Consider the following 14,192-nt stretch of genomic DNA (forward strand, 5'->3'; position numbering starts at 1 on the left):
CTCAGCGGTGGACTACGCCAGGCAGTACGCAGAGCATTTCGTACAGCAGGTTGGCGGCCAACAGCGAGGTGTTACCCGTGGTGTCGTAAGCGGGCGAGACTTCTACCAGATCGCAACCGACCAGGTCGAGGCCTTGGCAGCCACGAACGATCTCGATCGCCTGAATGGTCGTCAGACCGCCGATTTCCGGGGTGCCGGTGCCAGGCGCCCAGGCCGGGTCGATGCCGTCGATGTCAAAGCTCAGGTAGACAGGACCGCCACCGACTTTCTCGCGGACTTCAGCCATCAATGGCTCCAGCGATTTGTGCCAGCATTCTTCGGCCTGAACCACACGGAAGCCCTGGTTGCGGCTCCAGTTGAAGTCATCGGCGGTGTAGCCCTGGGCGCGGAGGCCAATCTGCACGACACGGTCAGGGTCCAGAAGGCCTTCTTCAACGGCGCGACGGAAGGTTGTGCCGTGGGCGATTTTCTCGCCGAACATGTGATCGTTCACATCGGCGTGAGCGTCGATGTGCACCAGGCCGACCTTGCCGTGCTTTTTATGGATGGCCCGCAGGATCGGCAGGGTGATGGTGTGGTCGCCGCCCAGGGTCAGGGGGATCACGTTGTGTTCGAGGATGTCGTCGTAGGCTTCTTCGATGATGCGAACGGCGTCCAGCAGGTTGAAGGTGTTGATCGCCACATCGCCGATGTCGGCAACCGACAGCGAGTCGAACGGTGCAGCACCGGTGGCCATGTTGTAAGGGCGGATCATCACCGATTCGGTGCGGATATCGCGAGGCCCGAAACGGGTGCCAGGGCGCAGGGAAGTACCGATGTCCAGTGGCACGCCTACGAAGGCAGCGTCCAGACCGGCAGCGGTATTCAAGTGGGGGAGTCGCATCATGGTGGCGATGCCGCCGAAGCGCGGCATTTCGTTGCCGCCCAGTGGTTGGTGAAGAATCTTGTCCACGGGTAGGGCCTCATCGTCGTTGTTTTATTTATTGGGTTGCACCGTTCACGGGAGTACGGGCGAACCTTGTGGCGCCGATTCTGCGAAATGTAGTGGCCGGGAAGAATCGCTACGGGCAAATACTTAGTTCAGATTTTTCTAAACTAATGGTCCGTGGAGGATTAGACTTCACTCCGCGGTTGATGTGGTGTGTCGAGCGGCCTTTTCGCTGGCAAGCCAGCTCCTACAGGTTTTGGGTCGTGCACAGCCTCATCTGTAGGAGCTGGCTTGTGTAGGAGCTGGCTTGCCAGCGAAGGCGGCCGAATGCTTGCCACCAGCCTGACCTTGCATCGAGCGGAGTTTGCAGATCCCATGGCCAACGCTTTACCCGACCTGAAACTATTGCGCATCTTCGTCAGCGTGGTGCGACACCAGGGCTTTGCCAACGCCCAGCAGGAGCTCAATCTCTCGACGTCGGCCATCAGCACCTACATGAGCCAGCTCGAAGCGGCCCTCGGCCTGGTGCTCTGCCATCGCGGTCGTGGCGGTTTCAGCCTGACCAGCAAGGGCGAACTGTTCCATCAGGAAACCCTGCGCCTATTGGGCGAGCTCGAAGGCTTCGAGCAATACGCAGCCGCCCTCAAGGGTGAGTTGCGCGGTACCTTGAACCTTGGGGTCATCGACTCCACCGTCAGCGACAAGGCCCTGCCGTTTGCCGAAGCCATCGGTGCCTACAGCCAGGAACACCCGGCCGTGCACTTGCACCTGTCGGTGATGAGCCCTTACGAATTGCAACTTGGCGTGCAGGACAACCGCCTCGACCTGGCCATCGGCGCGTTTTCCACGCGCATGAGCGGCCTGGTGTACATGCCGCTGTACCGTGAACAACACTGGTTGTATTGCAGCACGCGGCATCCGCTGTTCAACGAACGGCGCATTCCCGAACAAGTCATCACCCAACAGCGCATGGTCGGTCGTGGCTACTGGAGCCAGGCCGAACTGGCGCGTCACGGTTTCAAGCACAGTGCCGCGACCGTGGAAAGTATGGAAGCCCAGTTGATTCTGGTGCTGTCCGGCGCCTACATCGGCTACCTGCCGGAGCACTACGCCCAGGCTTGGGCCGACAAGGGTGACTTGCGAGTGTTGCTGCCGGCGACCTTCGGTTATCAGGCGCCATTCTCGATGATCGTGCGTCGGGGCCGTAGTCGCGAGCCGTTGATCCAGACGTTCCGCGACTTGCTGAAAGCCCAACTGAATCAGGCCTGAGAAGATGTCCAGAATCCAATGCCCGCGCTGCCTGCGACCGCAAAGCCACTGTCTGTGCCCATTGATCCCGAGCCTCGACAGCCGCACCCGCGTGTTGCTGTTGCAGCATCTGAGCGAAGTGAACCATGCACTGAATACGGCACGGTTGGCGGCGTTGGGCCTGAACAATGCCGAGTTGATCGTTGGGGAAGTGTTCGAGGATCTACCGACATTGTTGAGCCGGCCGGGGTATCGGGCGCGCTTGTTGTTTCCCGGCGAAGAGGCGCAGCCGATGCAGGCCTGTGCCGCGACAGACGAACCGTTGTTGCTGGTCGTCCCGGACGGCACCTGGCGCAAGGCGCGCAAGATGCTGCACCTCAACCCGCTGCTGGCGGCGTTGCCGAGGGTGACGCTGGCCGAGGGCGGTGTGTCCCGTTATCGGCTGCGCAAGGCGCCGGGACCGGGCGCTTTGTCGACGGTGGAGGCGATTGTGCAGGCGCTTGAAACCCTTGAGGCACCGACCTCTTTTGCGCCATTGCTCAGGCCGTTCGAAGCGTTGATCGAGGGGCAGATTGCGGCGATGGGGGGGGAGACTTACCGGCGTAATCATGCCGACAGTTGATCGTTGTATGTGCCGGCCTCTTCGCGGGCAAGCCCGCTCCCACAGGTTCAATGGCGTTCGCAGATTTTGTGTACACAACGGACACTGTGGGAGCGGGCTTGCCCGCGAAGACGCCGGTTCGATCACCGCAATCTCAGTAGAATGACTACCTCTCCCGCATCGCCTCGGTCCGCGCCTTCAACACTGGCTTGAGCAGATAATCCAGCACCGTTTTCTCCCCGGTAATAATGTCCACCGTCGCCACCATCCCCGGGATGATCAGCAGCGGTTTCACGTCCCCGCCCAAATGGTTTTTGTCCGTACGCACATGAATCAGATAGAAACTGTTGCCCTTGTCGTCGGTGATGGTGTCGGCGCCGATCAACTCCAGTTTGGCGCTCAGACCGCCGTAAATGGTGTAGTCGTAGGCACTGAACTTGACCATGGCTTTCTGGCCCGGATGCAGGAATGCAACGTCCTGTGGCCGTACCTTGGCTTCGATCAACAGGTTGTCTTCCAGCGGCACGATTTCCACCATGTCACTGCCGGGCTGGACCACACCACCGATGGTGTTGACCTTCAATACCTTGATGATGCCGTGAACCGGGGAGACCACGGTGGTGCGGGTCACGCGGTCGTCGATGGCGATGCTCGAGGCCGTGATTTTCGACAGGTCGGTGCGTTTCTCATTCAGCTCTTTGGCGGCTTCCGAACGGAAGGTCTGTTCCGACTCGTCGATCTTGCTTTTGATCTCGTTGATTGCCGATTCCGCCCGGGGAATCGCCAGGGTGGTGGCGTTCAATGAGCCACGAATCTCCACTGCGCTACGTTTGAGGCGCAGGATCTCCACCGGTGACACCGCGCCGGTGCCCACCAGTGGTGCGGACATGTTCATCTCTTGCTGCAACAACGCCAGGCTTGAACTGAATTGACCCTGTTTCGAGCGGAACTCCGCCAATTCCTGGGTTTTTTGCCGAAGTTGCTCGGTCAGGGTGCGCTGTTCGCTGGCCAGTCGGCGTTGCCGCTGTTCGTACAGAGAACGCTCGTCTTCGGCCACTTGCGGAGCCTTGGCGATCACTTCTTCTGACAGCTTGAACGGCCGGCCTTCGGCTTCGGCTGAAAGCCGTTCGACCTGTGCGGTCAAGGCGTAACGATCGGCCTCGCTTTCGCCCTTGTTCGACAGGTAGCGCGTGTCATCCAGGCGCAGCAAGGTGTCGCCCTTGTTCACCATTTGTCCTTCACGAATGAAAATTTCAGTGACGATGCCGCCCTCCAGATTCTGGATCACCTGGACTTTGCTCGACGGAATCGCCTTGCCTTCGCCCATGGTCACTTCCTGCAACACGGCGAACCTGGCCCAGACCAGTGCGCTGACCAGCAGCGCGGCGGCCAGCCACACGGTGATTCGCGACCAGCGCGGTGAGTCCTGCAACGAGGCGCCGGCGGTTTCCGGCATGAACTCGGTTTCGGCACTTTTGTTGAAACTGTCGAAGTAGCCACGGGACCCTTGATCGGCAGACATGGACGACTCCTAGACCGCCGCAGAGCCGACACGGCCCTTGCGCAGTGCATCGATGACCGCTTCTTTCGGACCGTCGGCGACGATCCGTCCGTTGTCCAGCACCACCAGGCGATCCACCAGACTCAACATCGAGGTGCGGTGGGTCACCAGCAGGAGGGTTTTGCCCTGGACCCAGCCGTGGAGTTTTTGCCTCAGGACATCTTCGCTGCTGTTGTCCATGGCGCTGGTGGGCTCGTCGAGCAGCATGATGGGCGGGTCGAGCAACATGGCCCGGGCCAGCAATACCGCCTGGCGCTGGCCACCGGACAGCAGTTGCCCGCGTTCGCCCACGGGCCGGTCGAAGCCTTGCGGGTGTTGCCGGGCCAGTTCGGTGACGCCGGTCATTTCCGCCACTTCGAGCATGCGTGAGTCGCTGATATAGCGCGCGCCGAGGGTCAGGTTGTCGCGCAGGCTGCCGGCCAAAAGCGGCAGGTCGTGGGCGACGTAACCGATTTGATGGCGCAGGTCGGCGACGTCCAGTTGCCGCAGGTCCAGGCCATCGAGCAGCAACTGGCCTTCATCCGGTTCATAGAACCCCATCACCAGTCGCGCCAGGGTGCTTTTGCCTGAGCCGCTGCGGCCGATGATGCCGACGCGCTCACCGGGTTTCATACTGAAGCCGACATTGGCCAGGGCGGGAGCGCTCTGGCCGTTGTAGTGGAAGGTCACGCCGACAACATCCAGCGCGCCTTGCAGTTGGGTGCGCTCCAGCGGCCGCTGTCTGGCGTCGCGCTCCTGGGGCAGGCCCATCAGCGCATCGGTGCTTTTCATGGTCAGTTGCGCTTGCTGGTAGCGCGTGATCAGGCCGGCGATTTGCCCCAGTGGCGCCAATACCCGGCTGCCGAGCATGTAGCTGGCCACCAGGGCGCCGACGCTGAGGTTGCCGGCGATGATGCTGTAGACCCCGGCGACGATGGTCGCCATGCCGGACAACTGCTGGATGAACAAGGTGCCGTTGGTGGCCAGGGCCGACAGGTTGCGCGCGTGGCTGTCGAGGCGGGTGAGGGCGCCGTGGGTGCTTTCCCATTTGTGCTGGCGTTCGCTTTCGGCGCTGCAGGCCTTGAGGGTTTCCAGGCCGCTGAGGGTTTCGATCAGCAACGCCTGGCGTTCGGCGCCGAGGCTGAGGCTTTTCTGCACGGTGTCGCGCAGGCGGACCTGGATCACCATGGCGAAGAGGATGGTGATGGGAAACGCCAGGATCGGGATCACCACCAGCCAGCCTCCGAGCAGGCCGATCACCAGCAGCATCAGCAGGCAGAAGGGCAGGTCGATCAGGCTGGTAAGGGTCACGGCGGTGAGAAATTCCCGCAAGCCCTGGAAGTCATGAATGCTTTGGGCAAAACCCCCGATGGTCGCCGGCCGCGCTTTCATTGCCATGCCGGTGATGCGCTCAAACAGGGTGGCCGACAGGATCACGTCGGTTTTCTTGCCGGCGGTATCCAGCAAGTGCGCGCGCACGACCCGCAGCACCAGTTCGAAAGCGGTGCCAATCAGTAGACCGATCGCCAGCACCCACAAGGTCGAAGTAGCCTGGTTCGGCACCACGCGGTCGTAGGTCTGCATCACGAACAGCGGCACCATCAGTCCCAGCAGGTTGATCAGGAAACTCGCCAGAATCGCGTCGCTGTACAGCCATTTCGACAGCTTCAGCGTATCGCGAAACCAGGCCTGGACCCGAGGCACCAGCGGCGAGCGCAGGTCTTCGAGTTCGTGGCGTGGACGGGCAAACAGCGCCTGGCCACTGTAGTGTCTGGCCAGCTCCTCAGGGCTGAGCCATTGTTCGCCGCCGTCGGCTTCGCTGGGCAGGATCAGCACCTTGCCATCCTCGCCATAACGGCGCAGGACGGCCGTGCGACCGTTGTTGAGCAACAGCAGCACGGGCAGGTTGAGCGGGGAGATGTCCTTGAGGTCACGGCGCAGCAAGCGCGCCTGCAAACCGGCCCGGGCCGCTGCACGGGGCAGCAGGTCCAGGCTCAGGCGTTGGTGTGCCATGGGCAGCCCGGCACTCAGGCTGGCGCGGCTGACCGTCGCGCCGTGGAGTTTGCAGAGGATCACCAGACCGTCCAGAAGCGGGTCATCGAAGCTCAGGCGCGGATCGACACCGGTGTTGCCGGTCTCCATGCTGGTCATTGAACCCTCCCGTGCACTACTTCATTTCAGGCAGACGCGCTTCGTTTTTCACTTCGGTCTGGGCGATCGCGTCGGCGGGCAGTACGACCCGTTGTTTGCTCAACAACTGGCCCATGTTCGCCAAAACTCGGTACATCGAAAATTCTTCGGTGTAGCGCACTTCGGTGTAGCGACGATTGGCGTTGTAGAGTTCGTTTTCACTGTCGAGCAGGTCAAGCAGGGTCCGTTGACCGAGGCCGAACTGATCCTGGTAGGCCATGCGTACGCGCTTGCTGGTGTCGGCGTATTCACGGGCGGTCGGGGTCTGTTTCTTGGCATTGACCATGGCGTTCCAGGCCAGGTGAATGTTCTCGTTGAGCTGGCGCAGGGCATTGTTACGGATGTCCATGGCCTGGTTGATCTTGTGCGAGTCGGAGGCCAGGCGCGCCTTGTCGCTGCCGCCGCGGAACAGGTTGTAGTTCATGAGCACGCCGACCCGCCATTCGTTGTCGTGGCCTTCGTCACCCTGCACGTTGTTGTTGGCGCCCACTGCCGCCTCGGCGTCGAAGCGCGGGTAGAACGGCGACTTGGCGACTTCGTACTGGCTTTCGGCCGATTGCACGTCGGCCTGGGCGGATTTCAGGTAAGGGTTGTTTTCCACCATGCTCTGCTGGGCTTCGGGCAGGGAGGCAGGGACTTCGCCGCGAATCGATGGCGGGGTTTCGAGTTCATCGGGCATACGCCCTACAACGGCGTAAAAGTTCGACTCGGCATCAGCCAGATCCACTTCGGCGGTGTCGAGGTTGTTTTCTGCCAATGCCCGGCGAGCGCTGGACTGGTCGGCATCGGCGTTGCTGCCCACGCCGCGCTGGGTGCGCAGACCGATCTGGTCGTTGACCCGCAAGTGCGCTTGCAGGTTGTTTTTGGCCAGTGTCACCAGCTCGCGGCGCTTGAGTACTTCGAGGTAAACCTCGGTGGTGCGCAGGGCCAGATCCTGAGCCGTACCCTGAGCGTAATAGGCTCGCGAGTTGACCACGCCTTTGGTGCGTTCGACCTCATTGGAAGTGTTGAACCCGTCGAAGAGCATTTGCCGCAGGCGCAATTCCGACTGGGTGTAGTTCAGGGTTTCAGTGTTGTGCCCGCTGGGGGTGAGCGCCCGGGTATTGGTGTTATCGCTATACGCGCGCCCGTAGGCGGCGTTCAGATCGACCGATGGATAAAAGCCCCCTTTGGCGACCTTCACGTCCTCATCCGCCGACAGGCGGCTGTCCACCCGAGATGCCAGCTCCGGGTGGGTCGCGATGGTGCTCTGGATCGCTTCGGTCAGCGTCATGGCCTGAGCCTGGGACGAGCAGGCCATGGCCAAAAGAACCGCGCTGCAGAGGGGGGTTAATAGGCGCATGTACATCTCCCTGATTGCTGATGGTGCTTATCGATCGCCAATTATTTGACGGAATTTATAGGTAAAGTTGTTTCACGTCTTTAACAAAAGAGCTAAGAACATTCTGGAGCGTAGCTAAGAAATTTTTTTCATAACGACTATGCAAAAAAAAACTTATGCGCTCTGTGAAATCCAGCACATTGTTCAATGCGAAAGCCCTTGTTTTATGGGCGCTAGGGCGCTTGTCGGGGTTTGAAGAAAATTCCAATCCACTTATCGACATAGAGCGGAGAAGTGCTGGAGGGGAGGGACGCGAGCGATCTTGTGGCGACGGTTTTTTGTCACTTGAGTGATTCAAGATCGCTACGCATCGCTCACAGGCAAGGTTGTTGCGCACAGGGATCCGATGCCATTGATTGCAGAGGGTTTTTCCCAAAATCGTAAACAGCGCCGTGAGCGACTGGCTGGGCGAGATCGTTGCCAGGGCCACGGCTTACTCAAGTAAACCGGTACCTGGAACACGATCCGCCAGACAACCCGCTTGAGCCATGAGCACGTTCTTCGCACAAACAAGTTGCCGACAGCGGTTGGCAGCGGAGGAAGTGCACATGGCTACGCTCATCGGTATCGTCAGTAAGGTCATCGGTCAGGTGTTCGCGGTCGCGAGCGACGGCACCCGGCGTACTTTGGTCGAGGGGGATCGGCTGTTCGCCGGCGACCAACTGAGCACCGGCGCTGAAGGCGCGGTGGCGGTGCATCTGCAAAATGGCCAGGAGCTGACCCTCGGGCGCGACAGCAGCATGCAGATGACACCGCAGCTGCTCGCCAATCAGATTCCCCATGTGGACCCGCATGAAGCGGTGACGCCGAGCGAAACGCAGCTAACGGATGTCGAACAACTGCAAAAAGCCATTGCAGCGGGCGACGACCCGACCCAATCCGCTGAAGCCACCGCTGCCGGACCTGCCACGACTGCCGGTGTACCGGGCGGCATCCAGGGCAGTGGTCATAGTTTCGTCATGCTCGAGGAAGTGGGCGGGCGAGTCGACCCAACCATTGGCTTCCCCACTGCCGGTTTCAATGGCATTCCTGAACTTCCCGAAGAACGCCTGAACGCTAATCCGGACAACAACGTTGTAGCGGACGAAGCCCCTGTGGTGCCGCCGGTGGTTGTGCAGGTGCCGAACAATCCGGTCACCTTCGAAGGCCTGTCGGAGCAGAACGGCGAGCGGAGCGTCAATGAAGCCAACCTGGCCGATGGTTCGGCGAGGAACGAAGGCTCGCTGACGCGAAGCGGAACCTTCACCATCAATGCGCCAGACGGGCTGACCAGCCTCAGCATCGGCGCAATCAACGTGATCAGCGGCGGTGTGGCGGCAGGTTTTGCGCAGTCGATCACCACCCCTCTGGGCAGTACCTTGACCTTCACTGGTTACAACCCGGCCACGGGCGTGGTCAGTTACAGCTACACCCTCAACCGTGCCGAAACCCATGCCAGCGGCGAGGGGGCCAATAGTCTTACCGAGCACGTCACCGTGGTGGCCATCGACAGCAATGGCGACAGCGCTACCGGTACGCTGGATATCAGCATCATCGACGACGTGCCCAAAGCAGTAGATGACAACAATGGCATCGCCTCGGAGACCCTGCTGACCCTCAATGGCAATGTACTGAGCAACGACGTACAAGGCGCCGACCGGGTGCCGGTCAGTGAAAACAGCGGACCGATTACTCCCGGCACCTTCACCGGCACTTACGGCACCCTGGTGCTGAATGCCAACGGCACCTACACCTACACGCTGAACACCAGCGATGCCGACTTCAAAGCCCTGCATGGCGGCGGTAACGGCATCGAAACCTTCACCTATACGCTGACAGACGCCGATGGCGACAGCAGCACGGCCAACCTGGTGCTGCAGATCCACAACAACGATGACCCGATCACGATTGGCGGTTTGAATGCCGGGGGCGGCGAGTTGACCGTCTTCGAGAGAAACCTCAGCGACGGCAGCGCACCGGATGCCACTGCGCTGACCCAGAACGGCACCTTCACCGTCGCCGCGCTGGACGGTGTGACGACTCTGAACGTGGGCGGCATCGCGGTGGTCACCGGCGGCGTGGCGGCGGGCTTCCCGCAATCGATCACCACGCCATTGGGCAGCACGTTGACCATCACCGGGTTCAACGCCGCGACCGGCGTGGTCAGTTTCAGCTACACCCTCAACGATAACGAAGCCCATCCAACGGCCAACGGCGCCAACACCCTGCCTGAGCAGTTCGCCGTGACCGTGGTCGACGACAACGGCACCACGACCACCGGCTCACTTGACGTCAACATCGTCGATGACCTGCCAAAAGGCGTGGACGACAGCAACGCTTCGACCGCTTCGGAAAACCTGCTGACCCTCAACGGCAACGTACTGAGCAACGACGTGCAAGGCGCGGACCGGGTGACAGTGGGCGAAAACACCGGCCCGATCACCCCCGGCACTTTCACCGGCACCTACGGCACCCTGGTGCTGAATGCCAATGGCACCTACACCTACACGCTGAATATAAGCGATGCCGACTTCAAGGCCTTGCACGGCGGCGGCAGTGCGACGGAGACCTTTACCTATACGTTGACGGATGCGGACGGCGACAGCAGCACGGCCAACCTGGTGCTGCAGATCCACAACAACGATGACCCGGTGACGATTGGCGGATTGAACGCTGAGGGCGGCGAGTTGACCGTCTTCGAGAGAAACCTCAGCGACGGCAGCGCACCGGATGCCACTGCGCTGACCCAGAACGGCACCTTCACCGTCGCCGCGCTGGACGGCGTCACGACTCTGACCGTCGGTGGCATCGCCGTAGTCACCGCAGGTGTGGCCGCCGGCTTCCCGCAATCGATCACCACGCCATTGGGCAGCACCCTGACCATCACCGGGTTCAATGCCGCGACCGGCGTGGTGAGCTACAGCTACACGCTGGTCGATAACGAAGCCCATCCAACTGCCAACGGCGCCAACAGCCTGCCTGAGCAGTTCGCCGTGACCGTGGTTGATGACAACGGCACCACCGCCACCGGTTCACTGGACGTGAACATCGTCGACGACCTGCCGAAGGGCATGGACGACAGCAACGCTTCGACCGCCTCGGAAACCCTGCTGACCCTCAACGGCAACGTGTTGAGCAACGACGTGCAAGGCGCCGACCGGGTGACGGTAGGCGAAAACGCCGGCCCCATTACCCCCGGCACTTTCACCGGCACTTACGGCACCCTGGTGCTGAATGCCAACGGCACTTACACCTACACCCTCAACACCAGCGATGCCGACTTCAAGGCCCTGCACGGCGGTGGCAACGGCAGCGAAACCTTCAGCTACACCATCACCGATGCGGACGGCGACAGCAGCACGGCCAACCTGGTGCTGCAAATCCACAACAACGACGACCCGGTGACAATTGGTGGATTGAACGTCGAGGGCAGCGAACTGACGGTCTACGAGAAAAACCTCAGCGACGGCAGCGCACCGGATGCCACTGCGCTGACCCAGAGCGGCACCTTCACCGTGACCGCCCTCGACGGCGTCACGACCCTGAGCGTCGGCGGCATCGCCGTGGTCAGCGGCGGTGTGGCCGCCGGCTTCCCGCAATCGATCACCACGCCATTGGGCAGCACCCTGACCATCACCGGGTTCAATGCCGCGACCGGTGTCGTGAGCTACAGCTACACCCTCAACGATAACGAAACGCACCCGACCGCCAACGGCGCCAACACTTTGCCTGAGCAGTTCGCCGTGACCGTGGTCGATGACAACGGCACCACGACCACCGGTTCACTGGACGTCAACATTGTCGACGACCTGCCAAAAGGTGTGTACGACAGCAATGCTTCGACCGCCTCGGAAACCCTGCTGACCCTCAACGGCAACGTGTTGAGCAACGACGTGCAAGGCGCGGACCGCGTGACGCTTGGCGAAAATGCGGGCCCGATCACCCCCGGCACCTTCACCGGCACTTACGGCACTCTGGTGCTGAATGCCAACGGCACCTACACCTACACATTGAACACCAGCGATGCCGATTTCAAAGCGTTGCACGGCGGTGGCAACGGCAGCGAAACCTTCACCTACACCCTCACCGATGCCGACGGCGACAGCAGCACCGCGAATCTGGTGCTGAACGTCTACAACAACGACGATCCGGTGGTCCTCAACGGCCTCAACGTATATGGCGGTGAGCTGACGGTTTACGAAAAAAACCTCAGCGACGGCAGCAGCCCGGACGCACCGGCCCTGACCCAGAGCAGCACCTTCACGGTGACCGCCCTCGATGGCCTGCAAACCCTGACCGTCGGCGGCATCGCCGTGGTCAGCGGTGGCGTGGCCGCCGGCTTCCCGCAATCGATCACCACGCCATTGGGCAGCACCCTGACCATCACCGGGTTCAACGCGGCGACCGGTGTCATCAGCTACAGCTACACCCTCAACGATAACGAAGCCCATCCAATGGCCAACGGTGCCAATAGCCTGACCGAGAACTTCAACGTCGTGGCCACCGATACGGACGGCGACAGTGCGACCGGGCAGATCAACGTCAACATCGTCGACGATCTGCCAAAAGGCGTGTACGACAGCAATGCTTCGACGGCTTCGGAAACCTTGCTGACCCTCAACGGCAACGTGCTGAGCAACGACGTACAAGGCGCCGACCGGGTAACGCTCGGCGAAAATGCCGGCCCGATCACCCCCGGCACTTTCACCGGCATCTACGGCACACTGGTACTGAATGCCAATGGCACCTACACCTATACGCTGAACCCCAGCGATGCCGATTTCAAAGCCCTGCACGGCGGCGGTAACGGCACCGAAACCTTCACCTACACCCTCACCGATGCCGACGGCGATAGCAGCACGGCCAACCTCGTGCTGCAGATCCACAACAATGATGACTCGATCACGATTGACGGTTTGAACGTCGAGGGCGGCGAACTCACCGTCTTCGAAAAAAACCTCAGCGACGGCAGCAACCCGGACGCACCGGCCCTGACGCAGAGCAGCACCTTCACCGTCACGGCCCTGGACGGTGTAACGACCCTGACCGTCGGCGGCATCGCCGTGGTCAGCGACGGCGTGGCCGCCGGCTTCCCGCAATCGATCACCACACCATTGGGCAGCACCCTGACCATCACCGGGTTCAATGCCGCGACCGGTGTCGTGAGCTACAGCTACACCCTCAACGATAACGAAGCGCACCCGACGGCCAATGGCGCCAACACCCTGCCTGAGCAGTTCGCCGTGACCGCGGTCGACAACAACGGCACCACGGCCACCGGATCACTCGACGTGAACATCGTCGACGACCTGCCGAAGGGCGTGTACGACAGCAATGCTTCAACGGCCTCAGAAACCCTGCTGACCCTCAACGGCAACGTGCTGAGCAACGACGTGCAAGGCGCCGACCGGGTGACGATCGGCGAAAATGCTGGTCCGATCACTCCCGGGACCTTCACCGGCCTCTACGGCACCTTGGTGCTGAATGCCAACGGCACTTACACCTATACGCTCAACACCAGCGATGCGGATTTCAAGGCATTGCACGGCGGTGGCGATGGCATCGAAACCTTCACCTACACCCTCACCGACTCGGACGGCGACAGCCGTACCGCCGACCTGGTCCTGAATGTCTACAACAACGACGATCCAGTGACCCTCAACGGCCTCAACGTGTATGGCGGTGAGCTGACGGTCTACGAAAAAAACCTCAGCGACGGCAGCAGTCCCAACACACCAGCCCTGACCCAGAATGGCACCTTTACCGTCACCGCGCTGGACGGCGTCACCACCCTGAGCGTCGGCGGCATCGCCGTGGTCAGCGGCGGCGTGGCCGCCGGCTTCCCGCAATCGATCACCACGCCATTGGGCAGCACGCTGACCATCACCGGCTTCAACGCGGCGACCGGCGTGGTCAGCTACAGCTACACCCTCAACGATAACGAAACGCACCCGACCGGCAACAACGCCAACACCCTGCCTGAGCAGTTCGCCGTGACCGTGGTCGACGACAACGGCACCACCGCCACCGGCTCGCTGGACGTGAATATCGTCGACGACCTGCCCAACGCCGTGGACGACAGCAATGGCACCGCCTCGGAAACCTTGCTGACGCTGAGCGGCAACGTGCTGAGCAACGACGTGCAAGGCGCCGACCGGGTAACGATCGGCGAAAACACCGGCCCGATCACCCCCGGCACTTTCACCGGCCTCTACGGCACCCTGGTGCTGAATGCCAACGGCACTTACACCTACACCCTCAACACCAGCGACGTGGACTTCAAAGCCCTGCACGGCGGTGGCGACGGCATCGAAACCTTCACCTA

8 protein-coding genes are annotated in these 14,192 nt (G+C 61.4%); 3 read left to right on the forward strand and 5 right to left on the reverse strand.

Annotated features, from left to right (window positions below; all coding sequences use genetic code 11):
• Position 1: 1 nt before the first annotated feature.
• Positions 2-952, reverse strand: coding sequence for an agmatinase (gene speB / locus PMI31_RS11825; protein ID WP_008018246.1), 951 nt, complete (start codon positions 950-952; stop codon positions 2-4).
• Between the two features lie 351 nt (positions 953-1,303).
• Here speB and PMI31_RS11830 point away from each other — a divergent pair, with 351 nt between their 5' ends.
• Both PMI31_RS11830 and PMI31_RS11835 read left to right on the forward strand, forming a co-directional pair.
• Positions 1,304-2,197, forward strand: a complete 894-nt coding sequence (locus PMI31_RS11830; RefSeq protein ID WP_007972518.1) for a LysR family transcriptional regulator — start codon at positions 1,304-1,306, stop codon at positions 2,195-2,197.
• A 4-nt stretch (positions 2,198-2,201) separates the two neighbouring features.
• Positions 2,202-2,798: a tRNA-uridine aminocarboxypropyltransferase gene (locus PMI31_RS11835; protein WP_008018248.1), complete on the forward strand. Its 597-nt coding sequence runs from the start codon at positions 2,202-2,204 to the stop codon at positions 2,796-2,798.
• Positions 2,799-2,943: 145 nt separating this feature from the next.
• Here PMI31_RS11835 and PMI31_RS11840 read toward each other — a convergent pair whose 3' ends face one another.
• The 4 genes from PMI31_RS11840 to PMI31_RS30765 are packed head-to-tail and all read right to left on the reverse strand — an operon-like array spanning position 2,944 to position 8,318.
• Positions 2,944-4,299 (reverse strand): HlyD family type I secretion periplasmic adaptor subunit, encoded by a 1,356-nt coding sequence (locus PMI31_RS11840; RefSeq protein WP_008018250.1) that lies wholly within the window; start codon positions 4,297-4,299, stop codon positions 2,944-2,946.
• A 9-nt stretch (positions 4,300-4,308) separates the two neighbouring features.
• A complete protein-coding gene (locus PMI31_RS11845) occupies positions 4,309-6,468 on the reverse strand; it encodes a type I secretion system permease/ATPase (RefSeq protein ID WP_008018251.1) in 2,160 nt (719 codons plus the stop codon).
• A gap of 16 nt (positions 6,469-6,484) precedes the next feature.
• Positions 6,485-7,849, reverse strand: coding sequence for a TolC family outer membrane protein (locus PMI31_RS11850; protein ID WP_008018252.1), 1,365 nt, complete (start codon positions 7,847-7,849; stop codon positions 6,485-6,487).
• A 55-nt stretch (positions 7,850-7,904) separates the two neighbouring features.
• Positions 7,905-8,318: a hypothetical protein gene (locus tag PMI31_RS30765; RefSeq protein WP_157213273.1), complete on the reverse strand. Its 414-nt coding sequence runs from the start codon at positions 8,316-8,318 to the stop codon at positions 7,905-7,907.
• A gap of 118 nt (positions 8,319-8,436) precedes the next feature.
• Between PMI31_RS30765 and PMI31_RS11855 the strand changes: the two genes are divergently transcribed.
• The coding region (locus PMI31_RS11855; protein ID WP_008018253.1) for a retention module-containing protein at positions 8,437-14,192 on the forward strand (5,756 nt) is incomplete at its 3' end.

It is taken from the genome of Pseudomonas sp. GM55 (genome assembly GCF_000282395.1).
Lineage (GTDB): Bacteria > Pseudomonadota > Gammaproteobacteria > Pseudomonadales > Pseudomonadaceae > Aquipseudomonas > Aquipseudomonas fluorescens_CC.

Bases quoted from the DNA above. Each gene is read 5' to 3' on its own strand.
- PMI31_RS11830 (WP_007972518.1), top strand. From the start codon at position 1,304: ATGGCCAACGCTTTACCCGACCTGAAACTATTGCGCATCTTCGTCAGC.
- PMI31_RS11835 (WP_008018248.1), top strand. From the start codon at position 2,202: ATGTCCAGAATCCAATGCCCGCGCTGCCTGCGACCGCAAAGCCACTGT.
- PMI31_RS11840 (WP_008018250.1), bottom strand. From the start codon at position 4,299: ATGTCTGCCGATCAAGGGTCCCGTGGCTACTTCGACAGTTTCAACAAA.
- PMI31_RS11845 (WP_008018251.1), bottom strand. From the start codon at position 6,468: ATGACCAGCATGGAGACCGGCAACACCGGTGTCGATCCGCGCCTGAGC.
- PMI31_RS11850 (WP_008018252.1), bottom strand. From the start codon at position 7,849: ATGCGCCTATTAACCCCCCTCTGCAGCGCGGTTCTTTTGGCCATGGCC.